At 63.4% G+C, this 23,112-nt stretch carries 24 protein-coding genes and 1 other RNA gene; 10 read left to right on the top strand and 15 right to left on the bottom strand.

The annotated features are described in order from the left end of the window. Window positions 1-157: 157 nt before the first annotated feature. Complete coding sequence (locus AC3WVQ_RS15525) at window positions 158-1,150, bottom strand: Bug family tripartite tricarboxylate transporter substrate binding protein (RefSeq protein ID WP_090299720.1); 993 nt, start codon at window positions 1,148-1,150, stop codon at window positions 158-160. A 136-nt stretch (window positions 1,151-1,286) separates the two neighbouring features. Continuing rightward, window positions 1,287-3,089, bottom strand: coding sequence for an ABC transporter transmembrane domain-containing protein (locus AC3WVQ_RS15520; protein WP_034806139.1), 1,803 nt, complete (start codon window positions 3,087-3,089; stop codon window positions 1,287-1,289). Between the two features lie 206 nt (window positions 3,090-3,295). Between AC3WVQ_RS15520 and rpmE the strand changes: the two genes are divergently transcribed. Further along, complete coding sequence (rpmE, locus tag AC3WVQ_RS15515) at window positions 3,296-3,517, top strand: 50S ribosomal protein L31 (RefSeq protein ID WP_034806140.1); 222 nt, start codon at window positions 3,296-3,298, stop codon at window positions 3,515-3,517. Between the two features lie 21 nt (window positions 3,518-3,538). Here the strand turns inward: rpmE and AC3WVQ_RS15510 are convergent, their stop codons facing one another. The 4 genes from AC3WVQ_RS15510 to AC3WVQ_RS15495 all read right to left on the bottom strand — a co-directional run bounded on the left by AC3WVQ_RS15510 (window position 3,539) and on the right by AC3WVQ_RS15495 (window position 6,285). Then, a complete protein-coding gene (locus tag AC3WVQ_RS15510; RefSeq protein ID WP_090299725.1) occupies window positions 3,539-3,853 on the bottom strand; it encodes a hypothetical protein in 315 nt (104 codons plus the stop codon). Between the two features lie 82 nt (window positions 3,854-3,935). Further along, entirely contained in the window at window positions 3,936-4,454 is a 519-nt protein-coding gene (gene rcdA / locus AC3WVQ_RS15505; RefSeq protein ID WP_034806141.1) for a protease adaptor protein RcdA, read from the bottom strand. 354 nt (window positions 4,455-4,808) lie between these two features. After that, window positions 4,809-4,997, bottom strand: a complete 189-nt coding sequence (locus AC3WVQ_RS15500) for a DUF1192 domain-containing protein (protein ID WP_034806142.1) — start codon at window positions 4,995-4,997, stop codon at window positions 4,809-4,811. Continuing rightward, complete coding sequence (locus AC3WVQ_RS15495) at window positions 4,984-6,285, bottom strand: MFS transporter (protein WP_090299727.1); 1,302 nt, start codon at window positions 6,283-6,285, stop codon at window positions 4,984-4,986. The genes AC3WVQ_RS15500 and AC3WVQ_RS15495 overlap by 14 nt, the downstream gene beginning before the upstream one ends. A gap of 293 nt (window positions 6,286-6,578) precedes the next feature. On the opposite strand from AC3WVQ_RS15495, the gene AC3WVQ_RS15490 reads away from it, so the two are divergent. Together AC3WVQ_RS15490 and AC3WVQ_RS15485 are read left to right on the top strand one after the other, a co-directional pair. Continuing rightward, on the top strand, window positions 6,579-6,734 hold the full coding sequence (locus AC3WVQ_RS15490; RefSeq protein WP_090299729.1) for a hypothetical protein: 156 nt from the start codon (window positions 6,579-6,581) through the stop codon (window positions 6,732-6,734). Window positions 6,735-6,902: 168 nt separating this feature from the next. Next, window positions 6,903-8,783 (top strand): TPR end-of-group domain-containing protein, encoded by a 1,881-nt coding sequence (locus AC3WVQ_RS15485; protein WP_034806145.1) that lies wholly within the window; start codon window positions 6,903-6,905, stop codon window positions 8,781-8,783. A gap of 42 nt (window positions 8,784-8,825) precedes the next feature. Here the strand turns inward: AC3WVQ_RS15485 and AC3WVQ_RS15480 are convergent, their stop codons facing one another. Beyond that, the gene (locus AC3WVQ_RS15480) at window positions 8,826-10,340 is read right to left on the bottom strand and encodes an MFS transporter (RefSeq protein ID WP_090299733.1); all 1,515 of its coding nucleotides are present in this window, start codon (window positions 10,338-10,340) and stop codon (window positions 8,826-8,828) included. 106 nt (window positions 10,341-10,446) lie between these two features. Between AC3WVQ_RS15480 and AC3WVQ_RS15475 the strand changes: the two genes are divergently transcribed. Further along, window positions 10,447-10,998 (top strand): TetR/AcrR family transcriptional regulator, encoded by a 552-nt coding sequence (locus AC3WVQ_RS15475; RefSeq protein ID WP_060605929.1) that lies wholly within the window; start codon window positions 10,447-10,449, stop codon window positions 10,996-10,998. Between the two features lie 15 nt (window positions 10,999-11,013). On the opposite strand, the gene AC3WVQ_RS15470 is transcribed toward AC3WVQ_RS15475, so the two are convergent. From AC3WVQ_RS15470 to tkt, 6 genes are all read right to left on the bottom strand, one after another. Beyond that, window positions 11,014-11,949, bottom strand: coding sequence for a PhzF family phenazine biosynthesis protein (locus tag AC3WVQ_RS15470; protein WP_110819205.1), 936 nt, complete (start codon window positions 11,947-11,949; stop codon window positions 11,014-11,016). A 212-nt stretch (window positions 11,950-12,161) separates the two neighbouring features. Then, entirely contained in the window at window positions 12,162-13,187 is a 1,026-nt protein-coding gene (locus AC3WVQ_RS15465; RefSeq protein WP_034806152.1) for a class I fructose-bisphosphate aldolase, read from the bottom strand. Window positions 13,188-13,433: 246 nt separating this feature from the next. Then, the gene (locus AC3WVQ_RS15460) at window positions 13,434-14,630 is read right to left on the bottom strand and encodes a phosphoglycerate kinase (RefSeq protein ID WP_034806155.1); all 1,197 of its coding nucleotides are present in this window, start codon (window positions 14,628-14,630) and stop codon (window positions 13,434-13,436) included. Beyond that, the gene (locus AC3WVQ_RS15455; protein WP_060605923.1) at window positions 14,630-15,220 is read right to left on the bottom strand and encodes a putative glycolipid-binding domain-containing protein; all 591 of its coding nucleotides are present in this window, start codon (window positions 15,218-15,220) and stop codon (window positions 14,630-14,632) included. Before AC3WVQ_RS15455 ends, AC3WVQ_RS15460 begins: the two co-directional genes overlap by 1 nt. A gap of 5 nt (window positions 15,221-15,225) precedes the next feature. Beyond that, on the bottom strand, window positions 15,226-16,236 hold the full coding sequence (gene gap / locus AC3WVQ_RS15450) for a type I glyceraldehyde-3-phosphate dehydrogenase (RefSeq protein ID WP_034806178.1): 1,011 nt from the start codon (window positions 16,234-16,236) through the stop codon (window positions 15,226-15,228). Window positions 16,237-16,309: 73 nt separating this feature from the next. Then, entirely contained in the window at window positions 16,310-18,292 is a 1,983-nt protein-coding gene (gene tkt, locus AC3WVQ_RS15445; protein ID WP_110819206.1) for a transketolase, read from the bottom strand. Window positions 18,293-18,642: 350 nt separating this feature from the next. Between tkt and AC3WVQ_RS15440 the strand changes: the two genes are divergently transcribed. The 3 genes from AC3WVQ_RS15440 (at window position 18,643) to ssrS (ending at window position 19,515) form a co-directional block, all read left to right on the top strand. After that, complete coding sequence (locus tag AC3WVQ_RS15440) at window positions 18,643-18,912, top strand: DUF4164 domain-containing protein (protein WP_034806184.1); 270 nt, start codon at window positions 18,643-18,645, stop codon at window positions 18,910-18,912. Between the two features lie 11 nt (window positions 18,913-18,923). Further along, on the top strand, window positions 18,924-19,301 hold the full coding sequence (locus AC3WVQ_RS15435; RefSeq protein WP_034806187.1) for a cell division protein ZapA: 378 nt from the start codon (window positions 18,924-18,926) through the stop codon (window positions 19,299-19,301). A 56-nt stretch (window positions 19,302-19,357) separates the two neighbouring features. Beyond that, window positions 19,358-19,515: non-coding RNA, 6S RNA (ssrS, locus tag AC3WVQ_RS15430), on the top strand. 23 nt (window positions 19,516-19,538) lie between these two features. Here the strand turns inward: ssrS and AC3WVQ_RS15425 are convergent. After that, complete coding sequence (locus tag AC3WVQ_RS15425) at window positions 19,539-20,420, bottom strand: LysR family transcriptional regulator (RefSeq protein ID WP_234798711.1); 882 nt, start codon at window positions 20,418-20,420, stop codon at window positions 19,539-19,541. Window positions 20,421-20,520: 100 nt separating this feature from the next. Here AC3WVQ_RS15425 and AC3WVQ_RS15420 point away from each other — a divergent pair, with 100 nt between their 5' ends. Next, complete coding sequence (locus AC3WVQ_RS15420; RefSeq protein ID WP_034806191.1) at window positions 20,521-20,745, top strand: hypothetical protein; 225 nt, start codon at window positions 20,521-20,523, stop codon at window positions 20,743-20,745. Between the two features lie 19 nt (window positions 20,746-20,764). Here AC3WVQ_RS15420 and AC3WVQ_RS15415 read toward each other — a convergent pair whose 3' ends face one another. Further along, complete coding sequence (locus tag AC3WVQ_RS15415; protein WP_234798710.1) at window positions 20,765-20,962, bottom strand: helix-turn-helix domain-containing protein; 198 nt, start codon at window positions 20,960-20,962, stop codon at window positions 20,765-20,767. Between the two features lie 362 nt (window positions 20,963-21,324). Here AC3WVQ_RS15415 and AC3WVQ_RS15410 point away from each other — a divergent pair, with 362 nt between their 5' ends. Then, window positions 21,325-21,897, top strand: coding sequence for a 5-formyltetrahydrofolate cyclo-ligase (locus AC3WVQ_RS15410; protein ID WP_034806194.1), 573 nt, complete (start codon window positions 21,325-21,327; stop codon window positions 21,895-21,897). Between the two features lie 212 nt (window positions 21,898-22,109). After that, entirely contained in the window at window positions 22,110-22,934 is an 825-nt protein-coding gene (locus AC3WVQ_RS15405) for a TIGR00282 family metallophosphoesterase (RefSeq protein WP_034806196.1), read from the top strand. The last annotated feature ends 178 nt before the right edge of the window (window positions 22,935-23,112 follow it).

Below are 23,112 nucleotides of genomic sequence, written 5' to 3'. Positions count from 1 at the left end.
AATCGCCGCCGAGGCGGCGCGGTACATCGAGGTTCAGGCAACCGAGTAACATCGTATGTGCTGGCGCATACGCACGGACCGCGCCACAAGTCCCTTCTCCCCGCCTGCGGGGAGAAGGTGGCGGCAGTCGGATGAGGGGCCCCGCTCGTTCTGATCGTCAATCCATCTGCACATTGGCGTCACGAACGACCGGCGTCCACTTCGCCAATTCGGCTTTCACATGGGCTTCCAGCTCTTCCGGCGTCGAGCCGACAATCGTGGCGCTGAATTCCTTCATGCGCTCGACGACAGCGGGATCCTTCAGCGCCTTGTTGGCCGCCTCGTTGAGGCGGGCGACGACCGGCTGAGGCGTGTTGGCCGGGGCGAAGAGCGCGTTCCAGGTGTAGGTCTCGTAGCCCGGAATGCCGGCCTCGGCGACTGTCGGCACATCCGGGAAGGACGGTGCCCGTTCCGCCGTGGTCACCGCAAGCGCCCTCAGCGTTCCCGCCTTGATGTGGCTGGAGGAGGAGGGGAGGTTGTCGAACATGATCGGCACCTGGTTGCCGATGACATCGTTCAGCGCCGGGCCTGCGCCCTTGTAGGGGATGTGCTGCATGCTGACGCCGGCCATCTTCTTGAAGAGTTCGCCGGAGAGGTGCAGCGGCGTGCCGTTGCCGGAAGACGCATAGCTGTACTCGTCGGGCTTGGCCTTCAGGAGTGCCAGCAGTTCCGCAACGTCCTTGGCCGGGAGTTCCGGATTGACGACGAGCACGTTGGGCACGACGACGAGCAGGGAGATCGGCGCGAAATCCTTTTCGGGGTCGTAGGGCTTGGTCTTCAGGATCAGCGGATTGAGCGCGTGGGTGGCGACCGTGCCCATCAGGATCGTATAGCCGTCCGGATCGGCGCGGGCGACATTGTCTGCGCCGAGATTGCCACCGGCGCCGGCAACGTTCTGGACGATCACCTGTTGGCCGAGGTCCTCCGACATTTTCTGCGCGACGATGCGGGCAACCACGTCGGTGGAACCGCCGGCGGCAAAGGGAACGACGAGCGTTATCGGCCGGTCGGGGAAGTCCTGGGCCAGTGCCGTCGAGCCAAGGGGCAGCGCCGTCAGCGCCATCAGGCCCAGCGCCAGAGCGGCACGCCGGGTCAGGTGCGAAAATGCCATGCGGTAGTCCTCCCGATCAATTCAGCAGAAAGCGATGCCGGCCTCCTCGGCCGGCCCCCTAACAATAGGGCTCGGCCTCCCGTCGGCAACCGCTTTACGGCAAATCGGAGGACGCTTTTCGCGCCGTGCGGTGCGTTTAGCTCTGCACGTTGACGAACAGGGCCTCTGCGCCATGGTTGAACTGCAGCCGCGCAAGCTTGGCGTAAAGCCCGCCCTGGCGGATGAGGGAGGCGTGGGTTCCTTCCTCGACAATACGGCCATGATCCAGCACCAGGATACGATCGGCCTTCAGCACGGTCGCCAGCCGATGGGCGATGATGATGGTCGAACGCTCGTGCAGCAGGCCGTCGAGCGCCTTTTGAACCAGCGTCTCGCTCTCGGCGTCGAGGGCCGAGGTTGCTTCGTCGAGAAGCAGCACCGGCGCGTTCTTGAGGATGGCGCGGGCGATGGCGATGCGCTGGCGCTGGCCGCCGGAAAGTGTAACGCCACGTTCGCCGACATAGGTGTCGTAACCCTTGTCGAGCCTGTTGATGAACTCGTCCGCCTGCGCGGCGACGGCGGCGGCACGCACCGCCTCGCGGCTGGCATTCGGCATGCCGAAGGCGATGTTGTCATGCACGGACGAGGCGAACATCGTCACATCCTGCGGCACGATCGCAATGCGGTCGCGCAGATCCTTCGGATCGACGGTGCGAATGTCGACGCCATCAACGCGCACTGCGCCCTTGGCAGGGTCGTAGAAGCGAAGCAGCATGGAGAACACAGTGCTCTTGCCGGCGCCGGACGGTCCGACGATCGCAACAGTCTCGCCGGGCGCGATGTTGAAGCTGAGGCCGTTGAGGCTCTTGTAGTCGGGTCGCGACGGGTAGGCGAAATGAACGTCGTCGAAGGCGATGGCGCCGGTCGCCGGGACCGGCATGGCGACGGGATTTTCCGGAGCCTGGATCTCGGGAATTTCGGTCAGAAGCTCGTTCAGCCGCTCGGCAGCACCCGCTGCCTGCGAGAGTTCGCCCCAGACTTCCGAGAGCGAACCGAGGCTGCCCGCGGCAAAGACCGAATAGAGCAGGAACTGGCTGAGCGTGCCGGCGGAGAGATTACCTGACAGTACGTCGTGCGCGCCAAACCAGAGCACGGCGACGACGCTGCCGAACACCATGGTGATGGCGAAAGCGGTCAGCACCGAGCGCGCCTTGATCGCGGCGCGCGCCGCGCCATAGGCATCCTCGACGGCGGCTCCGAAGTGGCTGTTGGCAAGCCCTTCGCCATTGAAGGCCTGGACTGTGCGCGATGCGGCAATCGCCTCGCCGGCATAGGCCGAGGCGGCAGCGAGCGTGTCCTGCGCCTGGCGCGAGCGGCGGCGGACGGAACGGCCGAAGCCGACGAGCGGGAAGACGATGATCGGGATCGCGATCAGCACCAGGCTCGACAGCTTGGGGCTGGTATAGACCATCATGCCGATGGCCCCGAGACACAGGATCAGGTTGCGCAACGCGACCGACGCGGTGGCTCCGACAGCAGACTTCACCTGGGTGGTGTCGGCGGTCAGTCGCGAGACGATCTCGCCGGACTGGTTGACGTCGAAGAAGGAGGCGGAAAGGCGGGTGACGCGATCGAAGACATTGCGCCTCAAGTCGGCAACGATGCGCTCGCCGAGCGTGATGACGAAGTAGTAGCGCGCCGCACTCGCCAGCGCCAGCACGATGGCGAGCATCATCAGCATCGAGAAGTAGGTGTTGATGAAGCCGCTGTCGGGACTGGAGAAACCGTTGTCGACCATCCGCCTAACAGCGAGCGGCAGCGCCAGCGTGGTCACGGCAGCGAGGATCAGCGAAATGCCGGCGCCGACGACCAGATGTCGGTAGCGGGCGAGATAGGGGAGGAGCGTGGCGAGCGGGCGGATGGACTTGCGCGCAGGCGCCTGGTTTTCTCTTGACGACACTTGACCCCTTTCGCCAGACACGGAGGAAGGGATTGCCCATGAGTCTTCCGTGCGGCACTTGTTATCGCGCAGACCTTGATGTATAGGCACGGCATCGAATTGGGAAGCCGTGGCCGTTCAGCCGGTGCGCGGCTTCATTTACGTGTTCGGTCTCGAAGTCGCAATGCCTTGCGACAATTGGACCCTGGAACTCTAGGAAGATCGTTATGAAGGCAGACATCCATCCCGATTACCACGTCATCAAGGTAGTCATGACCGACGGCACCGAATACGAAACCCGCTCGACCTGGGGTTCTGAAGGCGCCACCATGAACCTGGAAATCGACCCCAAGTCGCACCCGGCCTGGACCGGCGGCAACCAGCAGCTCATGGACCGCGGCGGCCGCGTCTCCAAGTTCAAGAAGCGCTTCGAAGGCCTCGGCCTCTAATCGAGCGCCTCTTCGGCAGATTCAAAAAGCCCGGGTCATTTGGCCCGGGCTTTTTCTGTCTTGGTTCTGGGGGTAGGCCGGGCGAGGCGGTGACATGGCGCCGTGCCATGGACGCGCTGTGGCCACTGGCGCTCCGTCGCTGTTCCAGGCAAGGAGCAGGATGACGGCGTTATGTCGCGGTTCCTGACCCGACCAGCCGGCGCTTTTCGCAAGCAGCAACGCCTCTTCCGTCAGGAGATCGAGATGCCCTTGTGTGGCGTCGATCGGATAGGCGCCCTCGGTGAGGTTTCTCCAGGAGTTTTCGCAGTCGAGGCCAAGGCGCGCCAGTGCCGCCATGTGCTGCCGGTCGCAACGAAAAACCCGCCGGCAAATGCTGTTGCGGCGGGTTTGATTTCTCAGGTCTATTTTCTGCGCGGCGTCAGTTGGTTCCGAAGGCCGTCTGCAGCAGCTTGATCTGCGCCTTGACGCCGTTCTGGTTGTCCGGGACGATCGCGGCCGCTTCGTTAGGGCGATAGATCTCGCGGTCGAGCAGGGCGACGCGGTTCTGCAGGCGCAGCGAGCGCTCGATCAGGTCGCGGAAGGATTCCGGCAGTTCGGCCCAGCCGGGAGCCGCCTTGTCGACGTTGAAGCTGTCGAGGCGAACCTTGCTCTTTTCCGACATCACCTGATCGCGGCTCATCTCGCCGTTGTTGACGGCGCGCTGCAGGAGCAGCCAGGAAGCCATCTGCATCAGGCGGGTGGTGAGCCGCATGGATTCGGCTGCATAGAGAACCGATGCCATGCGCGGCAGGACCTTGGAAGCGGCGCGGCCCGGTCCGTCGAGATAGGTGGCCGTTTCCTCGACCAGTCCCATGCCTTCCGAATAGAGGGTCTTGAATTGTGCCGAGGACGCCGCGTGTCCTGCGAAACTGACCGTATTCAATCCTCTCTCGGACATGACCTGTTTTCCCTGGTTCAAACGCATCACGACAGTCAGGTAGTGGACGGTTATGGGAAATAAATCCTTGCCCGTCTCTATGCTTGAAGAATGATCCGATAGCGCATTTCGCGCAAGGGCATTCTTAAGAAAGGGTTAATCTCCACAGTTCTTTGGATAAACCTATGCCAAAACAAAAAAAGAGCCGCGGAAAGCGGCTCTCAAGGTAAAACAGGGAGAAAAATCAGACCCATTCGCCAGTCGGTGAAATTGTCTGAAACCGGAAAGCTCCGGATGCCCTGACAATCGCAGATAATGCTTAATGCCGCGTTAAACGCGCTTCGTTTTGCTGCGGTGCGACCTTACGCCGCCGGATCAGCGAAACAGGTTCTCGGCGGCCGAGCGGCTGGCGGACTTGCGTGTCCGCTCCGCCTCCAGCCGTGCAATCTCCTCGGTCAGAAGGGTGATGCGTTGCGTCAACTCGTCAACCGACAGCAGCGCGAGATCGCTGCCAATTTCATGGGCCACCTTCTTTTGCGGCCGATCATCGTCAAACAGGCTCATCGGACTGATCCTCCCATTCCGGACCTTTGTCTGGCTCGTTGCGTGTCTCGTCAAACGGCGCCGCGCGCGGCGAAAGCTGCAGGCTTTCCGGCGTCGTCGGCGTGCCGGCGTTGACCGGCGAGAAGGCGTCGCGGTCGGAGACCGGGACCGGTGCGCGCATCCGGCTGCGGATGATGGCGTAGGCGGTGATCAGGATATGGGCGCAGGCGGTGATCATGAACAGGCCGTAGGGGCCCGCCGCCGTCATGACCGGGCCGCCGATCGTCGGGCCGATGATGGTGCCGATTCCGTAGAGCAGCAGCAGGCCGCCGGAGACCTTGACGAAGTCCTCGGCCGTCGCGAAGTCGTTGGCGTGCGACACGGCGATCGGATAGAGCGCGTTGGCCGCCGCACCGTAGATCGCAATCAGCGTCAGCACGATCCAGACCTGGGTCGGCTCGACCAGGAAGATCAGCAAGCCTGCGAGAGCGCCGACCCCGGCAAGCGCTGCCAGGACGTAGCGCCGGTCGATGCGGTCGGATAGCCGCCCGGCCGGCAACTGCATGACGGCGCCGGCAAAGATCGCCACGCTCATCATGGCGGCGACGGTGCTGTCGGAAAGGCCCGCCTGGCGGCCAAAGACGGCGCCGAGCGTGCCGAACGCGCCGTTGGCAATACCGACGAGCAGGATGCCGAGGAAGGAAACCGGCGAGTTGCGGTAAAGGCCGCGCAGGTCGAGGCTCACCTTCTTCAGCGGTTGCGGCGAGGCAGCCTTGGACAGAAGCGTCGGCAGCATGGCGACGCAGTAGAGGATGCCGCAGATCATGAATAAGATGGTGGTGGAGGTATCGCCGAAGGGGATCATCATCTGGCCGCCGACGACGCCGAAGAGCGTGATGGCAATATAGAGCGAGAAGATGACGCCGCGGCTCTCGTTGGTGGCGCGCTCGTTCAGCCAGCTTTCGATGATCATCGAGGTGCCGGCGGTGGAGAAGCCTGTCAGCGCCCTGAGGATCAGCCACCAGGTCGGATCGATCAGGATGCCGGTCAGTAGCGCGACGATGGCGATGAGCGAGGCAAAGACGCTGAAGGCGCGCACGTGGCCGATGCGCTTGACGACCGTGGGCGCAAAGAAGCAGCCGAGAACGAAGCCAGCAGCCCAGGATGTGCCGATCAGCCCGAGGATGGTGGTGGGATAACCTTCAGCGGTGCCGCGCACGGGAAGAAGAAGCCCCTGCAGACCATTGCCCAGAAAGAGAAACAGCGTGCCGAGCAGGAGGGCGGCGACCGGGAGCAGGTTCTTTCTCATCATTCATCCGAAATTCGTTCTGCCGTCAGCAAGTTAGGGCGGTGCCTGGTGAATTGCCAGCCGGTTTCTGATTGCAGCGTCTGGCAGTGCCGCAGGTTTTGTCCTTCGATGGGAGACGAATGACGCAACATGCGGCGGCCGGTCATTGCAAATCGCCCGCGGAAACACTAGCCCTTTTTGCCAAGCGCAACGTATCGCTAGTCCTCGGGGGAGGCGGTGCTGCGTGCGACGAAGAGTGCCGGTGTTGCGAACGCTTCACCGGTCGAGGCGGCCTCCCGGTAGACGAGGGCAACATGCAGAAGGCGATCGCCCTTTTTCTGCTTCTGATCATGGCCATTCAGCTCCTCTGGCCGATCGGCATTCCGGGGCTGCGCCGCCGTCGCGATTTCTGGAAGATCGCGGTCTTCGCCATCGTGATGATGATGGTGACGGTGTTGATCCGTCCCTGACCCGGCCGCCCCGCCGCAACTCCCCGTTACCTTTGGAACTCCATCGCCTCCGGCTCGCCGCTACCTTGGTTGCGAAACCTGTCGTTTCAACCAGAAAAGGGCGCAGGACAGATGGGAAAGAAAGCGCTAAAGTGCGAACCTCATTCGGGAGATGACTTCGAGGGTTTCTTGGAACGCCGGCTTGCTGCCATTCTCGCTGCCGATGTCGTGGGGTACAGTCGCCTGATCGGCGCTGACGAAACCGGCACGCTGGCCGCCATGAAACGGCACAAGAGCGAACTCGTCGATCCGAAGATCACCCGTCACAAGGGACGCATCGTCAAGCTCACCGGCGACGGCATCCTGGTCGAGTTCGCAAGCGTCGTGCACGCGGTCGCCTGCGCCGTCGATATCCAGCGCGGCATGCTGCTGCGCAACGAAAGCGTGTCGCCGCTGAAGCGCATCGAGCTCAGGATCGGCGTGCACCTCGGCGACATCATCGTCGAGGATGGCGACATCTTCGGGGACGGCGTCAATGTCGCGGCGCGTCTCGAAGGCCTCGCAGAGCCGTCGGGCATCGCCGTCTCGGCTTCCGTGCGCGATCATGTCGGGTCGCGCCTGGATGTCGGCTTCGTCGACAAGGGCGAACACACGCTGAAGAACATCGCCGCCGGCGTTCACGTCTATTCGGTGGCGCTCGGCGCCCCGACGAAGGTCGCGTCGGCACCGAACGGATCGTGCCCGGTGGTGCTCGACGATGGCTACGGGCTCTCGGTCGGCGTGCTTCCCTTCACCAATATGAGCCACGATCCGGAGCAGGAATACTTCTCCGACGGCATCACCGAAGACATCATCACCGACCTCTCGAAGATCTCGAAGCTGCACGTCGTCGCCCGCAACACCGTGTTCACCTACAAGGGGCGGTCGGTGAAGGTGAAGCAGGTGGCCCAGGAATTGGGCGTCCGCTACATCCTCGAGGGCAGCGTGCGCAAGGCGGGCGCGCGGGTGCGCATCACCGGCCAGTTGATCGATGCGCTGACCGGCACGCATCTCTGGGCCGACCGCTACGACCGGGACCTGACTGATATCTTCGCGATCCAGGACGAAATCACCCATGCGATCGTCGACCAGTTGAAGATCAAGCTGCTGCCGGCGGAGAGGCGGGCGATCGAAAGCGACCCGACGACAAGCGTCGAGGCCTATACCTACTATCTGCGTGGCCGGCAGTTTTCCCACGCCTGGACGCGCTCCTATCTCCTGCTCGCGCGGCGCATGTTCATGAAGGCGGTGGAGCTCGATCCGGATTTTGCCCGCGCTTATGCCGGCATTGCCGACTGCGAGTCGGCGCTTCGCGATTGGCACGAGGATGAATTTCCGCTGCAAGGCATCCTGTCCATGACCGACAAGGCGCTGGCGCTCGACCCAGACCTCGCGGAGGCCCATGCGTCTCGCGGTCTCGTGCTGCATCAGGACGGCCAATGCGACGAAGCCGTTGCTGCCTTCGAGCAGGCGCTTGCGCTGGATGCCGGGCTCTACGAGGCGAATTTCCATTATGGCCGCTTCCTGTTCATGCAGGGCGCGTTCGAAATGGCGATTCAGTTCTTCAAGCGTGCCGCCGATATCCGGCCGGACGACTACCTGTCACCGATCCACCTGATGAGCGCCTATCGCACGCTCGGCCGGGATACTGAACGCAAGCAGTGGGCGCGCATCGGCATCGCCCGGGCAGAGCGGGCGCTGGAGCTCAACCCGGAAAACTCGGGCCCGGCCCACCGCGGCGCGCTGGCGCTTGCCCATATGGGCGAGGCCGACCGTGCGCGCGAATGGGCAGCGCGGGCGCTGGCAATCGATCCCGATGACGTGGTCGCCCGCTACAACACGGCCTGCGTCTTTTGCATCCTTGGCGATATCGACGCGGCCCTCGATCTTCTCGAAACCTTGCTGCCGCAGAGCTCCTGCTACCAGTTGCTCTGGTTCAAGCAGGATTCCGACCTCGACGCGGTGCGCCACCATGTTCGCTTCCAGGCGATGGTCGAGGCGATCGCGAAATGCGAAGCGGGATTGCGCTGACCGCCGGACAGTCGTTTCCATCCGGCGGCTCGAAGCTTGCTGTTAGTGGTGGCCCGCCTGGCGGGATCCCTGAGGGGCGCTGACGCGCCCAGCCGTCAGCCACCAAATGGCCGCCCCGGTCACGAACAGCATTGCTGTTGCCACCATCACGACCGCGGTAAACGCTCCTTCGAAGGCGAGGCGGGCACGGCTCACCAGTTCGCTCGCCACTTCCGCCGGCAGCTTCTCGGCGAGGAGCAGGGCTTCATCGAGGCTGTCGCGCGCCATCGGCGGGATTGCAGCCCCCTCCGGCAGGACGAGGAAGGCGGTGTAGACGACCGACATGATGGTGCCGAGCACGGCAATGCCGATCGCGCCGCCAAGCTCGAACGAGACCTCCTCGATCGATGCTGCCATGCCGGCCCGTTCCGGCGGGGCGTTGAACATGATGGCGCTGGAGGCGGCGGTCATGGACGCACCGATGCCGAGGCCGAGGACGACGAGGGTGACGATCTGGGCGAGCGCGCCGGTTTCATGGACGAGCAGATAGCCGCCAAGACCGAGAGCCGCCAGGATGAGGCCCGAGCGCAGCACCACTTCGGCGCCCAGGCGCGGCAGCAGGGTGCCGGTCAGCGGGCCGGCGACGAAAGCCGCAAGCGGGATCGGCAGAATGAAGACACCGGCCTCGAGCGGCGAAAAGCCCTCGACCAGCTGCAGCTGCTGGCTCAGCACCAGTTCGATGCCGACGATCGAGGCGGATGCCACGAGCGCTGCGGCAACGCCGGAGGAAAACACCGCATTGCGGAAGAGGCTGAAGTCGATCAGCGGATGCGGGCTGCGGCGCTGGCGGCGCACGAAGAGAAAGAGCGCGATCGCGCCGATCACGGCGGCAGCGAGACCCGCTTCCAACGACGGCTCGCGCTTGCTCGTTTCCTTGACGGCATAGGCAAGGCCGATGAGGCCGACCATGATCTGCAGCGAACCGATCGCGTCCCAGGGGTGTTTCGGATTGCCAGCGTTGTTCGGCAGCACGACGAGGCCGAGCACGAGGGCCATCGCGACGACCGGCACGTTGATGAGGAAGACCGAGCCCCACCAGAAGTATTCGAGCAGGAAACCGCCGAGCACCGGGCCGATCGCGGCACCGCCCGAAGCGATCGCTGCCCAAACGCCGATCGCCAGCGCGCGTTCGCGTTCGTCGGTGAAAGTGAGCCGGATGATCGACAGCGTCGCCGGCATCATGAGGGCAGCGCCGACGGCGAGCAGGACGCGACCACCGATCAGGATCGCCGGTGTCGGCGCATAGGCGGCGATCAGCGAGGCGATGCCGAAGACGGCAAGGCCGACGATGAAGGGCTTCTTTTGGCCGAGCCGGTCGCCGAGCGTGCCGAGGCCGGGTAGAAGACCAGCGACGACGAGAGCATAGGCGTTGACGATCCAGAGCTTCTCCGACGCGGTGGCGCCGAGATCATGGGTCAGGCGGGGCAGGGCGGTATAGAGCACCGTCATGTCGACGACGATCAGAAAGAGCGCGCTCGATACTATGGCCAGAATGAGCCAGCGATTTTGCGGAAGCATGGTACACCTCGGTGGCCGCCACTGGGAAATGGGCGCTGGGCCTTGTTTAAATCAGGGTCGTTGGTTATTTGAATACGTACGTATGGATTTGAAATAGGAAGTCAAGATGGGACGGCGACGAACAATCGATCGGGACAAGGTTCTGGACGCGGCGGAGGCGGTGGTGAATTCCGTCGGCGCGGCCGGCCTGACGATCGATGCCGTCGCCAAGGCTTCCGGCATCACCAAGGGCGGCGTGCAATATTGCTTCGGCAACAAGGACGGCCTGATCGACGCGATGATGCAGCGTTGGTTCGACGAGTTCGATGCCGCGGTAACGGCGGAAGGCGGCGACGACCCTGATCCGATCAAGGCAATGCGCGCCCATGCGGCGGTGACCGCCCGGATGAACACGGCTGACAATGCCCGCACTTCCGGCATGATGGCCGCACTGCTGCAGCGGGAAGAGCACATGGCGAAGAATCGCGCCTGGTACCGCACCCGCCTCGATGGTCTCGACCTCTCGACGGAGGAGGGGCGCAGGGCGCGGATGGTGTTTCTGGCAACGGAAGGCGTCTTCCTGCTGCGCGGCTTCGGTTTCCTCGAGATGGAAGACGCCGAATGGCAGGATATGTTTGCCGATATCTTGAAGCTTCTGCCCGAGCGCGACCGCGCCTGAGGCGTTAAAAAACCGCTAGAGCTCGATCAGCCCGCGCATGGCGCTGACGCACTGGCCGGAAAGGCTGACCTTGCGAACGACACCACCCTGCTTTCGGACATGCGCGCCGATGAGGCTGCGGCGCCCCATCTCCACACCCTGCTCGATGATGATCTCGACATCGATATCCTGCTCCGGGACGAGCGAGACGAGATGGGCGGAAAGTGCTGCCGAGGCGCTGCCGGTTGCCGGGTCCTCGTTGACATTGTCGAGCGGCGCGAACATGCGCGCCCGGATCTGCCATGGCGCCTCTGCCGAGCGAGCGTAGAGGAACAGGCTGAAACTGTCTTCCTCGGGTTTGTAGCGCGCGTTGGCCGCCTGGAAGGCGGTGACATTGGGTTGGGCGGACGACAGCGTCGCGACATCCTTGATTTCGGCGACGGCGAAGGGCAGCCCGACGGAAAGCCGGGTCGGCGCATGCACGCGTCTGCTGACGGCTTCAGGCGCGAGCGACGCGCAGGCGGCGATGGTGTCGGCGTCGATTTCGGGGCCGACGGTCAGGCTGCGCGGTACGACGATGGTGGCGCCCACCACTACACCGCCTTCCCGCAGCAATGTGGCCTCGACAAGGCCGGCCTTTTCCTCGAACCGCAGGATTTCACCGGGCGCGCGGCCGAAGATTTCCTTTTGCCCGCCGAGCACGAAGGCCGTGCCGACATTGGGATGACCGGCAAAGGGAATTTCGGTCGTCGGCGTGAAGATCCGGACCTCGGCGGTGTTGGCCGGGTCGCGGGGCGGCAGCACGAAGGTCGCTTCCGAATAGCCGAACTCGGTCGCGATCGCCTGCATCTGACGATCGCTCAAGCCGCGAGCGTCGGACATGACAGCCAACTGGTTGCCGGCGAAGCGCTCGTCGGTGAAGACGTCGACGGTGACATAGGCAACGGATTTCGGCGCGGTTTCAGAGGTCATGGTCCTGGCTTTCGCTGGTTGGGCGCCGTTGGCGCTCATCGTGTCGGCTCTGAAGCCAAGGCTTAAGGCAGCCGACACACCGCACAAAGACGCGAACTTGTCCGGGTGACAAGTTCCCCGACGACGACGAAGCCGTCACCTCGCAGGCGCGCCAACCCTTTGGCAAAAAAAAGGGGCCGGCGGACGGCCCCTTCTCATCCGGTAGACCTGGCTTAGGCAGCCTTCTCGAGTTCCTTCTTCCACGTACCCTTGGCGGCAAGGCTGCACATCTCGGCGCGATGCGAGAAGGCGCGCTGGCCGGCGCCGATGTTGTCGGCCTTGCCGTGCCAAGCATTGAGCGCCTCCTGCTGCAGCGCGCGGCCATAGGAGAAGGTGAGCTTCCAGGGCAGGTCGTGGCTGGCATTCATTGCCGAGAGGTGGGCGGTCGCTTCCTCGGTCGACTGGCCGCCCGAGAGGAAGGCGATGCCCGGTACCGCCGAAGGCACCGTGCGCTTCAGCACCCGGATGGTGCGCTCGGCCACTTCGGCGACGGAGGCATTGCGGGCCTTCTTGCCGTCGATCACCATGCTCGGTTTCAGGATCATGCCTTCGAGCTTGACGCGCATGGCCGCCAATTCTTCGAAGGTTGTCCGCAGCGTCCACTCGGTCACCTGTTCGGAGCGATCGATCGAGTGATCGCCCGGCGCGCCGTCCATCAGCACTTCCGGCTCGACGATCGGGACGATGCCGGCGTCCTGGCACAGGGCGGCGTAGCGGGCGAGCGCATGGGCATTGGCGCGAACCGCACCGGCGGTGGGCAGCGTATCGGAGATGGAGATCACGCCGCGCCACTTGGCAAAGCGTGCGCCGGCCTCGTGATATCTCGCCAGCCGCTGGGCAAGGCCGTCGAGGCCTTCGGTGATTGTCTCGGCCGGGAAGTTCGTCATCGGCTTGGCGCCCGCATCGACCTTGATGCCGGGGATCGAGCCGGCCGCCCGGATGATGTCGACGAGCTGGGTGCCGTCGACCGCATGCTGGAACAGGGTTTCTTCGTAGAGGATGACGCCGGAGATGTATTTGCGCATCGCCTTTTCGGCGCGCAGCAGCATCTCGCGGTAATCGCGCCTGGAGGTTTCGGTGGATTCGAGACCGATCGTATCGAAGCGCTTCTTGATCGTTGCCGTGGACTCGTCAGCGGCAAGCAGTCCGCGGCCATTGGCGACCATGGCGACGGCGATGTCTTCCAGTTTTTCCGTCATGCTTTTTCTCTCCCTAGACAGCGCCGATCATCAGGATCAGGCGAACACTGAAACAGTTGCAGGGCCGACGGTGCACGGGGCAACCGCCACGCTCCCAACAGGAGCGCGAGTAACAGGTGAAATTGTCCAGGAAAATGGCGGGAAAATCGACTGAAACGATTTAAAATTTTTTAATCGTTTGAATAAATGATGTTTTTTCTTGATGGCCGGCGCGTGAGAGTGCTTCCCACGCGCCGGTTGTATGACTTACTTCTGCTTCAGGATGTCGACGCCCGGAAGCGGCTTGCCTTCCATCCACTCCAGGAATGCGCCGCCGGCGGTCGAGACGTAGCTGAAATCGTCGGCGACTTCGGCATGGTTCAGCGCCGCGACGGTATCACCACCGCCGGCAACCGAGACCAGCGAGCCCTGACGGGTGCGGGCAGCCGCATGCTTGGCAACGGCAACGGTGGCCTTGTCGAAAGGCGCGATTTCGAAGGCGCCGAGCGGACCGTTCCAGACCAGCGTTTCGGCCTTGGAGATCCAGTCATTGACGGCCGCGATCGACTTCGGGCCGACGTCGAGAACCATGGCATCGGCGGGAATGGCGTTGATGTCGACGACTTCGTTGTCGGCGCCGGCCTTGAACTCACGGGCGATCACGCCGTCTTCCGGCAGCACGATGGCGCAGCCGGCTTTGTCGGCAGCGGCGATGATCGCCTTGGCGGTGTCGGCGAGGTCATGCTCGCACAGCGACTTGCCGACATTGATGCCCTTGGCAGCGATGAAGGTGTTGGCCATGCCGCCGCCGATAACGAGCGCATCGACCTTGGTCACGAGGTTCTGCAACAGGTCGATCTTGGTCGAGACCTTGGCGCCGCCGACGATGGCGACGACCGGGCGCTTCGGCTGGCCGAGACCCTTTTCGAGCGCTTCGAGTTCGGCCTGCATGGTGCGGCCAGCATAGGCCGGCAGGTGATGGGCAAGGCCTTCCGTCGAAGCATGGGCGCGGTGCGCTGCCGAGAAGGCGTCGTTGACGTAGATGTCGCCATTGGCGGCGAGCGCCTTGACGAATTCGGCCTCGTTCTTTTCCTCGCCCTTGTGGAAGCGGGTGTTTTCCAAGAGCAGCACGTCGCCGTCGCTCATTTCGGCGATCGCGTTCTTGGCCTTGTCGCCGATGCAGTCGGCGCCGAAATGAACGCGCTGGTCGAGCACGTCTTCGACGGCCGGAGCGATCGTCTTCAGCGACATGTCGGCGACCGGCTCACCCTTCGGACGGCCGAAATGGGCGAGCAGGATGACCTTGGCGCCCTTCTCGGACAATTCGCGGATGGTCGGCGCGACGCGCTCGATGCGGGTCGCGTCGGTGACCACGCCGTCCTTGACCGGCACGTTGAGATCGACGCGCACCAGAACGCGCTTGCCGGCGATGTCGGTCAGATCGTCGAGGGTCTTGAAAGTCATCAGATAGTCTCCGGTGATAGTCTTTGGAAAAGGGTGGGGTAGTCGATGACGAGGCCGTCCTCGTCTACGGGCAGTTCCGCGGCAAAACTGCGGTCCTCGGCCTCGTAGCGATAGAGCCTGAAATCATCGAGGCAGGTGTAGTGCTGGCCGTCCACAACAGGCTGAAACGTGTCGAACGGCACATAGAGCATCTTCAGTCTGGCGGTGCCGGACTGGCTCACAAGGCCGAGGCGGCGGATCGGCAGCGTGTTGGTGAAGGGCGTTCCCGCGAGGTCGATATCGATACAGCCGTCGAATTCGGGGAGGGGCGTGCCGCGTGCCGTCGCCCATTCGCCCGGAACGTCCGAGCGGAGATGCAGGCTGCGGCCATCGGTGGTGTCGACCATCAATTTGCGAACGTGCCAGCTGTCGTCGCAGTCGATCCGGTAGCGCGCGCCATAGGGCGTGCCGCCGCGGCTGCCGATCAGAACGCCGACGGCGCGGATGACCGCGCCGTCGGTGGTGTCGATTTTTGTCAGCGTCAGGTGTTCGAGCCCTTCCCCTTCCAGCGGACGCCAGCGGACCGTCGTTGAGGAGAGGGCGCGAAACATCTGTCTTAGATGAGCTTGGCGAACGCGACCGCCGTGTCGGCCATGCGGTTCGAGAAGCCCCACTCGTTGTCGTACCAGGTGAGGATACGCACGAAGTTGCCTTCGACGACCTTGGTCTGGTCGATCGCGAAGATCGAGGAGTGGCTGTCATGGTTGAAGTCGCGCGAAACGAGCGGCTCTTCCGTGTAGCCGAGAACGCCCTTGAGCGCGCCATTGGAGGCGGCCTTGATGGCGTTGGTGATTTCCTCGACCGAGGTGTTGCGCTTGGCGACGAACTTGAAGTCGACGACGGAGACGTTCGGGGTCGGGACGCGGATCGACGTGCCGTCGAGCTTGCCCTTCAGTTCCGGCAGAACCAGGCCAACGGCCTTGGCGGCACCGGTCGAGGTCGGGATCATCGACAGAGCGGCAGCGCGGGCACGGTACAGATCCTTGTGCATCTGGTCGAGCGACGGCTGGTCGTTGGTGTAGGAGTGGATCGTGGTCATGAAGCCGTGGCTGATGCCGATGGTATCGTTCAGGACCTTGACGACCGGAACCAGGCAGTTCGTCGTGCAGGATGCGTTGGAGATGACCAGGTGGTCCTTGGTCAGCTGGTCGTGGTTGACGCCGTAGACGACCGTCAGGTCGGCGCCGTCGGCCGGAGCCGAGACGATGACGCGCTTGGCGCCGGCAGTCAGGTGGGCTGCAGCCTTGTCGCGGGCGGTGAAGATGCCGGTGCACTCCATCGCGATGTCGATACCGAGTTCCTTGTGCGGCAGCGTTGCCGGATCCTTGATCGCGGTCACCTTGATCGGCTTGCCGCCGTTGATGGTGATCGTGTCGCCTTCGACCTTGACCTCGGCCGGGAAACGACCGTGGATCGAGTCATAGCGCAGCAGGTGAGCGTTGGTCTCAACGGGGCCAAGGTCGTTGATCGCAACGACTTCGATGTCGGTGCGGCCGGATTCGACGATCGCGCGGAGCACGTTGCGGCCGATGCGGCCAAAACCGTTGATGGCGACTTTCACTGTCATGGGTCTCTCCCTGTCTGACTGACGTGGTACGAAAAAAAGCGGGGCGCACCTTTCGGCGCGCCCCGCAGATTGATCAGGCGAGCTTCGTTTCCGCGGCGGCGACCACCGCCTCGGGCGTGATGCCGAAGTGCTTGTAAAGCTCCTTGTAGGGGCCGGAAGCGCCGAAGCTCGACATGCCGATGAAGGTGCCATCGCTGCCGATGAAGTGATCCCAGCCCTGACGGATGCCGGCTTCGACGGCGATCTTGACCGGCGAGTTGCCGATGATCGCCTGCTGGTAGTCTTCGCTCTGCTCGGCGAAAAGCTCGAAGCAGGGAACGGAGACGACACGGGTCGAGATGCCCTTGGCGGTCAGCGTCTGGCAGGCCTTGACGGCGATTTCGACTTCCGAGCCGGTGGCGAAGATCGTGACCTTGGCGTCGGCGGCCGAGATCAGGTCATAGGCGCCGCGGGCGCAGAGGTTTTCTTCCTCATACTCGGTGCGAACGGCCATCAGGTTCTGGCGCGTCAGCGCGATGCCGGACGGACGGTTGTGGCTTTCGAGCGCCAGCTGCCAGCACTCGGCCGTTTCCGTGGCGTCGGCCGGGCGGAACATCAGGAGGTTCGGGATGGCGCGCAGGGCTGCCATATGCTCGACCGGCTGGTGCGTCGGGCCGTCTTCGCCAAGGCCGATGGAATCGTGCGTCAGCACGTGGATGACGCGGATGCCCATCAGAGCGGCAAGGCGGATCGACGGACGGCAATAGTCCGAGAAGATCAGGAAGCCGCCGGAATAGGGGATGACGCCGCCATGCAGCGCCATGCCGTTCATGGCAGCGGCCATGCCGTGCTCGCGAACGCCCCAATGGATGTAGCGGCCGGAGAAGTCGTCAGGGGTGATCGACTTGGTCTGGCTCGTCTTGGTGTTGTTCGAGCCGGTCAGGTCGGCCGAGCCGCCGATGGTTTCGGCCAGAACGCCGTTGATGACTTCGAGCGCGTCTTCGGAAGCCTTGCGGGTTGCCGGTGACGGCTTGGTTTCGGCGAGCTTCTTCTTGTAGTCGTCGATGGCGGAGGACAGACGGCCTTCGAGCTCGCCGGAGAAGCGGCGAACGAACTGGGCCTTCTTCTCGGCCTCGCTCTTTTCAAGACGGTCTTCCCACTCCTTGCGCGCCTTGGTCGAGCGCAGGCCGGCCAGACGCCAGGCGTCGAGAACGTCCGAGGGAACGACGAAAGCTTCGGCTTCCCAGCCGAGTGCCTTGCGGGTGGCGGCGATTTCCTCGGCGCCGAGCGGCGAGCCGTGAACCTTGTGGGTGCCGGCCTTGTTCGGTGCGCCGAAACCGATCGTCGTCTTGCAGGCGATCATCGTCGGCTTGTCGGACTTCTGCGCCTGGTCGATCGCGGCGGCGATCGCTTCCGGATCATGGCCGTCGACGGCAATGGTGTTCCAGTTGGAGGCGCGGAAGCGGGCGTGCTGGTCGGTCGAGTCGGCGATCGAGATCGGGCCGTCGATCGAGATGTTGTTGTCGTCCCAGAAGACGACCAGCTTGTTGAGCTTCAGGTGGCCGGCGAGCGAAATCGCTTCCTGGCTGATGCCTTCCATGAGGCAGCCGTCACCGGCGAGCACGTAGGTGTAGTGCTCCATCAGGTCGGAGCCGAATTCGTCGCGCAGCTTGCGCTCGGCGATCGCCATGCCGACGGCATTGGCAATGCCCTGGCCGAGCGGACCGGTGGTCGTCTCGATGCCGGCGGCGTGGCCGTATTCCGGGTGGCCGGCGGTGCGGGCGCCGAGCTGGCGGAAGTTCTTGATCTCGTCGATGGAGATGTCTTCGTAGCCCGTCAAATAGAGCAGCGAGTAGAGCAGCATCGAGCCGTGGCCGGCCGACAGCACGAAGCGGTCGCGGTTCGGCCAGGAGGGGTTCTTGGGGTCAAAGCTCAGATAGCGCGTGAAGAGGACTGTCGCTATGTCGGCTGCACCCATGGGCAGGCCAGGGTGGCCGGAATTTGCCTTCTCGACGGCATCCATGGAGAGGAAACGGATCGCATTTGCCATCCGGTCGTGTTTTTCGCGAGAGATCATGACTGTTCCGTTTGCGTTCGGTGGTCAGGGAACGGTCTCTATCCTCCAAAGACCGCGCAAGAAGCGGCTGACACATAGCAGGTGCGCCGTGCGAGTCAATAAATACGGGGCTTCCGCGGCCATTTGACGGCAGCTTGCTTCGGTCCCTGCCCGAGTGCTTGTTCCGCAATGCAATAAGCCTGCTGCACTGCCGTTGAAGAAAGCCGGCTACGCAATCCATCCACAGCTTCCGCTGTTGTTTGCTGTACTTGGCATTGTTGAGACTTACGTAATAGGTTTAAAAAAGATCGAGCCGAAGCGGCGGACGGGATTCGGGCGATTCGGCCTCATGGGCGAGGTATTCGGAACACATGCCGGCAAAGACTGTCAAAGCGGCGATCGACGAACTGCGAAACGCAGTGCAATCCCTGGAGAATGCGATCGACGGTCGGTTTGACAGGGAGCGGGACTTCAGCGAGTTCGAGGGCGAGGTGCGACGCGTCAACACCGACCGGTCGCGGCTGGCGCAGGAACTCGATCAGTCGCAGTTCCGGGCAAACCGGCTCGAGGAGGTCAACCGTGAGGTTTCCCGTCGCCTCGTGACGGCGATGGAAACCATTCGGGCGGTGCTCGACCGCTAGGAACAAGCGACATGGCGCAGGTGACAGTTTCGATCGATGGCAAGGCCTATCGCATGGCCTGCGAGGAAGGGCAGGAAGATCATCTGATCGAGCTTGCCACCAATTTCGATCAGTATGTCGGACACCTCAAGACCCAGTTTGGCGAGATCGGCGATCTGCGCCTGACCGTCATGGCCGGCATCATGGTCATGGACGAGCTCAGCGAGGTCAATCGCCGGCTGAAGAACCTCGAAGCCGAGGTCGGCAACCTGACCAACGGGCGCGACGCCGCGCTTTCGGATCAGCTGAAGAACGAGGAGGCGCTGGCCTCGGCACTCAGCGAAGTGACCCAGCAGATCCACGGTATCGCCGCCAAGCTGAACGGCCGCCCCACGACGCCGTCGAGCTGACAAGGTTTCGTCGGCGAGCCACTGGCGCGAAGCACCGAGACACTTTATATATCGAATGCGGTCTGCGCTCCCCGACAGGAACCACAATCCCCGGGGCCATACTCGATCCTAAGGGAGCTGTCCCTGTCCGGACCCGTGGGTTCGGACACATGGCGCCCACCTACTTTGTAGGCACCCGGGATCGTAAAATATCCATCGGTTGTGTGGATCGCACTTCTCCCTCTTTCCGTTGCTCATTCACTCCCCGGCAAAGGCCCGGCGGATGGCGTCGGCCATGGCCTCGACGATCCGGTCCTTGCCGTTTCCGGCCTTTGAAATCCGCAGCACGACATTCGAGTGATCGATCACGGTGTAGCCGTCATCGGCGGTCAGTTCGCGGCAGCCGGCCGGAATGCTGCTGCGGGCAAGCGGCGCGATGGCGAGGCCGGATACCACCGCCGCCATCAGGCCGCCGCTGGTGCGGCTGACATAGGCGACGCGGTTGTCGATGCGGCATTTCCTCAAGTTGCGCTGAGCGAGGTCGTCGCACCAACCGCCTTCGAGATAGGTATAGGTCGCGATCGGTACCGGGCGGCGCTCGTCGGTCCGGTGCTGCTCCGACGTCACCCAGACGGTCGGATCCATCATCAGCACTTCGTTTCTCGTCTTTCCGCCGGGCTCGAAGACGACGGCAAGGTCGATCTCGCCCGCTTCCAGCGCTGCGACATTGGTCATCGACGCGCCCTGCTGCACGGTCACTTCGACGCCCGGGTGGATGGCGGCGAAACTGCCAAGCGCCTTCGGCAAGGTCGAGTTGATGTATTCCTCCGGCAATCCGATCCGGACCGCGCCGTCGAGCGCGGGTTGGCGGAGCGCGGCGGCCGTGTCGTCGAGCAGGGTAACGATGCGCCTGGCATTGTCGACGAGCCGCAGTCCCTGCGGCGTCAGCACCACACCGCGCGAATGGCGCTCGAACAGGGCGTCGCCGAGCACATCCTCGAGCTTCCTGATCTGCATGCTGACCGCCGACTGGGTGCGCCCGACGATGTCTGCGGCGCGCGTGACGCTGCTGGTATCGACAACCGCAAGAAAGGTTCTGAGCAGATCGCTATCGAGGGGAAGGGGCATGGCTTCAACCATCAGATTTTCTGATGACAGTCATGCTTGCAATTCGTTTGTCAGATGTCAATGCGAGGACGAAGATCGTCCCGTCAGATCATCTTGCGCCCGAGTCCTTGCCATGAGCGTGCTTGCCGTTCTCGCCTTTTCTGAAACGTTCGTTACCGCCCGACGCAGGGCAAGGCAATGGACTGTCGATTTGCTGTTTGTCGAGGCGCCCGTCGAGGTGCCGGCAGACAAGCCGTTGCTGCTGCGTGACGTCGGGATCTCGGCAGGCGACCCCGACCTTCGGCAGCGGGAGCGGATCTTGGGGCAGGCGGTCTATCGGTCGCACTGGATGCTCTAGCCCGTCCCCGCGCCAATCCTTACGAGATGAGATCGAGCCTTGCGGCACGAAAGACGGCTTCGGCCAGATTGCCGGCCTGCAGCTTGCGCATGGCGTCTTCCAGCGCGCGGTCGATCCGGTCGAGCGGAATGTCGGTTTCGCGCATCATGTCCTGGCGCGTGCGGCCGCGGGCTGCAAGCGTCAGGCAACGCAGTTCCAACGGTTCGAGTTCTTTCATTTGGTCCTTCATGGACGTCGGCTTTTCCACTGCTGCCTGCAGGAGCGCGTCCATACATCGAACACGGGCATTAGTTCCTGCTAATTATTTGAAATCGCGTCTTTATTTGCATGCGCTCGCCAATGCGCGAAAGCGGAACCGTCGTCCATGATGAACGGAACGCTAATGCTGTGCCGAACCGGGAAGGCGCTGGCAGTGCTGTCGCAAACCGCGGCAAAAGCGGCGATGCGGGTGAATGTGCACGGGCGACATCGGGTATATAGGCTGGTGATTGAGCCGGGAATCGGCGAGAAAGTGACGGGTTGTGCCATTTCGGGAGGAGAATTCGTCCGCGACGATGGCATGAGGCAGGAGAGGGCACGATGTCACCGAAAGACCTGAAGGCGGCGCTGCGCAACGAGCGGCTGGCATTGCGCGATGCGATGCCCGCGGAGATACGGATCGAGGCGAGCCTGACCATGGCCGACCATGCCGGCGACGTCATTGCGCTCGATCCGGGCCACATCGTTTCCGGCTTCTGGCCCATCCGCTCCGAGGTCGATATCCGGCCGCTGATGGCGCGGCTGAAGAGTCGCGGCGCCCGGCTCTGCCTGCCTGTGATCATGGACAAGAAGACGATCGTCTTTCGCGAACTGCTCGATGGCGTCGACATCATCTCAACCGGCTTCGGCACGACGGGGCCTGGCCCGGATGCTCCGGTGCTCGACCCGGATATCATGCTCGTGCCGCTTTCTGCCTTTGACGCGACCGGTCACCGGATCGGCTACGGTGCCGGTTATTACGACCGGGCCATCGACCGGTTGCGCAACAAGGGGCATCTGCCGAAACTGATCGGCATCGCGTTCGACTGCCAGGAGGTGGCTGCCGTGCCGGCCGAACCGCACGATGTGGCGCTGGATGCCGTTCTCACCGAGAGCGGATTCCGGCATTTCTAGGTCATTGACGAAGCCGAGCGACGGCCCGGCGCGTTGAAATCGCGCGGGCCGAGGCGGAAGATTGGTTCGCGATCCCACGCGGAATCGATCTTGGGCGTTTCCTGTCGGCCCAGGATCGTGTAGACGCTCTACCTCTTTGTTTTACGCAGGTCCGGCCGCCACAACCGCTGACGCGCTTCCGCCGGAACTGCCCTGGTGGGATTTGAGCGAGCATGAGGCTTCTGTTTCTGGGAGATATGGTGGGCAAGACGGGCCGCACGGCGGTCTGGGAGCGGCTTCCGGGACTGATCGGCGACCTTAAGCTCGATTTCGTCATCGTCAACGGCGAGAACGCCGCGGGCGGCTTCGGGATCACCGAAGACATCTTCCTCGAGACGATCAACGCCGGCGCCGACGTGGTGACCACCGGCAACCACGTCTGGGACCAGAAGGAAGCGGTGGTCTTCTGCGAGCGGCACGACCAGTTCCTGCGCCCGGCCAACTATCCGGCCGGCACGCCCGGCCGCGGATCCAACCTGTTCTTTGCCCGCAATGGCGCGCGCGTGCTGGTCGCCAACGTCATGGGCCGCGTCTTCATGCATCCCGAACTCGACGACCCCTTCAAGTCGGCCGAGGCCATCCTCGATGCCTGCCCGCTCGGCGAGCAGGCGGATGCGATCGTGTTCGACTTCCATGCGGAGGCGACCAGCGAGAAGCAGTGCTTCGGCCATTTCGTCGACGGTCGCGCCAGCCTCGTCGTCGGAACGCATACGCACGTGCCGACCGCCGACCACCAGATCCTCAACGGCGGCACCGCCTATATGAGCGATGCCGGCATGTGCGGCGACTACGATTCCTCGCTCGGCATGGACAAGGAGGAGCCGCTCAACCGCTTCATCTCGAAGATGCCGAAGGGGCGCTTCGAGGCGGCCTCGGGTCCGGCCACCATCTGCGGTCTCGGGGTCGAGATCTCCGATCGCACCGGGCTCGCCGAGAAGATCGCGCCGCTGCGACTTGGGCCGAGACTGGCGGAAACGATCCCGGATTTCTGGTCTTAAGGCCAAGTCAGGCGGCATTCTGAACGCAGCGCGAAGCTGCGCGCGGGCACCTTTGGTTGTCCCGTATCGCCTTATTGGAATTGATTTTTTTCAAGGTGACAACCCCATCAAATGATGGCAGGTTATCGCGAAATCACGCCGGGCCGGGGCGTGATGTATTCGTGGGTTTTTGCAGAAT

The organism is Ensifer sp. EB106-05-01-XG146, assembly GCF_058791875.1.
This window is presented reverse-complemented; position numbering and strand designations above follow the sequence as displayed.

What these genes read in the sequence shown, in the direction of transcription:
- AC3WVQ_RS15525 (WP_090299720.1), bottom strand. Translation starts at nt 1,150, where the DNA reads ATGGCATTTTCGCACCTGACCCGGCGTGCCGCTCTGGCGCTGGGCCTG.
- rpmE (WP_034806140.1), top strand. Translation starts at nt 3,296, where the DNA reads ATGAAGGCAGACATCCATCCCGATTACCACGTCATCAAGGTAGTCATG.
- AC3WVQ_RS15510 (WP_090299725.1), bottom strand. Translation starts at nt 3,853, where the DNA reads ATGGCGGCACTGGCGCGCCTTGGCCTCGACTGCGAAAACTCCTGGAGA.
- rcdA (WP_034806141.1), bottom strand. Translation starts at nt 4,454, where the DNA reads ATGTCCGAGAGAGGATTGAATACGGTCAGTTTCGCAGGACACGCGGCG.
- AC3WVQ_RS15500 (WP_034806142.1), bottom strand. Translation starts at nt 4,997, where the DNA reads ATGAGCCTGTTTGACGATGATCGGCCGCAAAAGAAGGTGGCCCATGAA.
- AC3WVQ_RS15495 (WP_090299727.1), bottom strand. Translation starts at nt 6,285, where the DNA reads ATGAGAAAGAACCTGCTCCCGGTCGCCGCCCTCCTGCTCGGCACGCTG.
- AC3WVQ_RS15490 (WP_090299729.1), top strand. Translation starts at nt 6,579, where the DNA reads ATGCAGAAGGCGATCGCCCTTTTTCTGCTTCTGATCATGGCCATTCAG.
- AC3WVQ_RS15480 (WP_090299733.1), bottom strand. Translation starts at nt 10,340, where the DNA reads ATGCTTCCGCAAAATCGCTGGCTCATTCTGGCCATAGTATCGAGCGCG.
- AC3WVQ_RS15475 (WP_060605929.1), top strand. Translation starts at nt 10,447, where the DNA reads ATGGGACGGCGACGAACAATCGATCGGGACAAGGTTCTGGACGCGGCG.
- AC3WVQ_RS15470 (WP_110819205.1), bottom strand. Translation starts at nt 11,949, where the DNA reads ATGACCTCTGAAACCGCGCCGAAATCCGTTGCCTATGTCACCGTCGAC.
- AC3WVQ_RS15465 (WP_034806152.1), bottom strand. Translation starts at nt 13,187, where the DNA reads ATGACGGAAAAACTGGAAGACATCGCCGTCGCCATGGTCGCCAATGGC.
- AC3WVQ_RS15460 (WP_034806155.1), bottom strand. Translation starts at nt 14,630, where the DNA reads ATGACTTTCAAGACCCTCGACGATCTGACCGACATCGCCGGCAAGCGC.
- AC3WVQ_RS15455 (WP_060605923.1), bottom strand. Translation starts at nt 15,220, where the DNA reads ATGTTTCGCGCCCTCTCCTCAACGACGGTCCGCTGGCGTCCGCTGGAA.
- gap (WP_034806178.1), bottom strand. Translation starts at nt 16,236, where the DNA reads ATGACAGTGAAAGTCGCCATCAACGGTTTTGGCCGCATCGGCCGCAAC.
- tkt (WP_110819206.1), bottom strand. Translation starts at nt 18,292, where the DNA reads ATGATCTCTCGCGAAAAACACGACCGGATGGCAAATGCGATCCGTTTC.
- AC3WVQ_RS15440 (WP_034806184.1), top strand. Translation starts at nt 18,643, where the DNA reads ATGCCGGCAAAGACTGTCAAAGCGGCGATCGACGAACTGCGAAACGCA.
- AC3WVQ_RS15435 (WP_034806187.1), top strand. Translation starts at nt 18,924, where the DNA reads ATGGCGCAGGTGACAGTTTCGATCGATGGCAAGGCCTATCGCATGGCC.
- AC3WVQ_RS15425 (WP_234798711.1), bottom strand. Translation starts at nt 20,420, where the DNA reads ATGGTTGAAGCCATGCCCCTTCCCCTCGATAGCGATCTGCTCAGAACC.
- AC3WVQ_RS15420 (WP_034806191.1), top strand. Translation starts at nt 20,521, where the DNA reads ATGAGCGTGCTTGCCGTTCTCGCCTTTTCTGAAACGTTCGTTACCGCC.
- AC3WVQ_RS15415 (WP_234798710.1), bottom strand. Translation starts at nt 20,962, where the DNA reads ATGAAAGAACTCGAACCGTTGGAACTGCGTTGCCTGACGCTTGCAGCC.
- AC3WVQ_RS15410 (WP_034806194.1), top strand. Translation starts at nt 21,325, where the DNA reads ATGTCACCGAAAGACCTGAAGGCGGCGCTGCGCAACGAGCGGCTGGCA.
- AC3WVQ_RS15405 (WP_034806196.1), top strand. Translation starts at nt 22,110, where the DNA reads ATGAGGCTTCTGTTTCTGGGAGATATGGTGGGCAAGACGGGCCGCACG.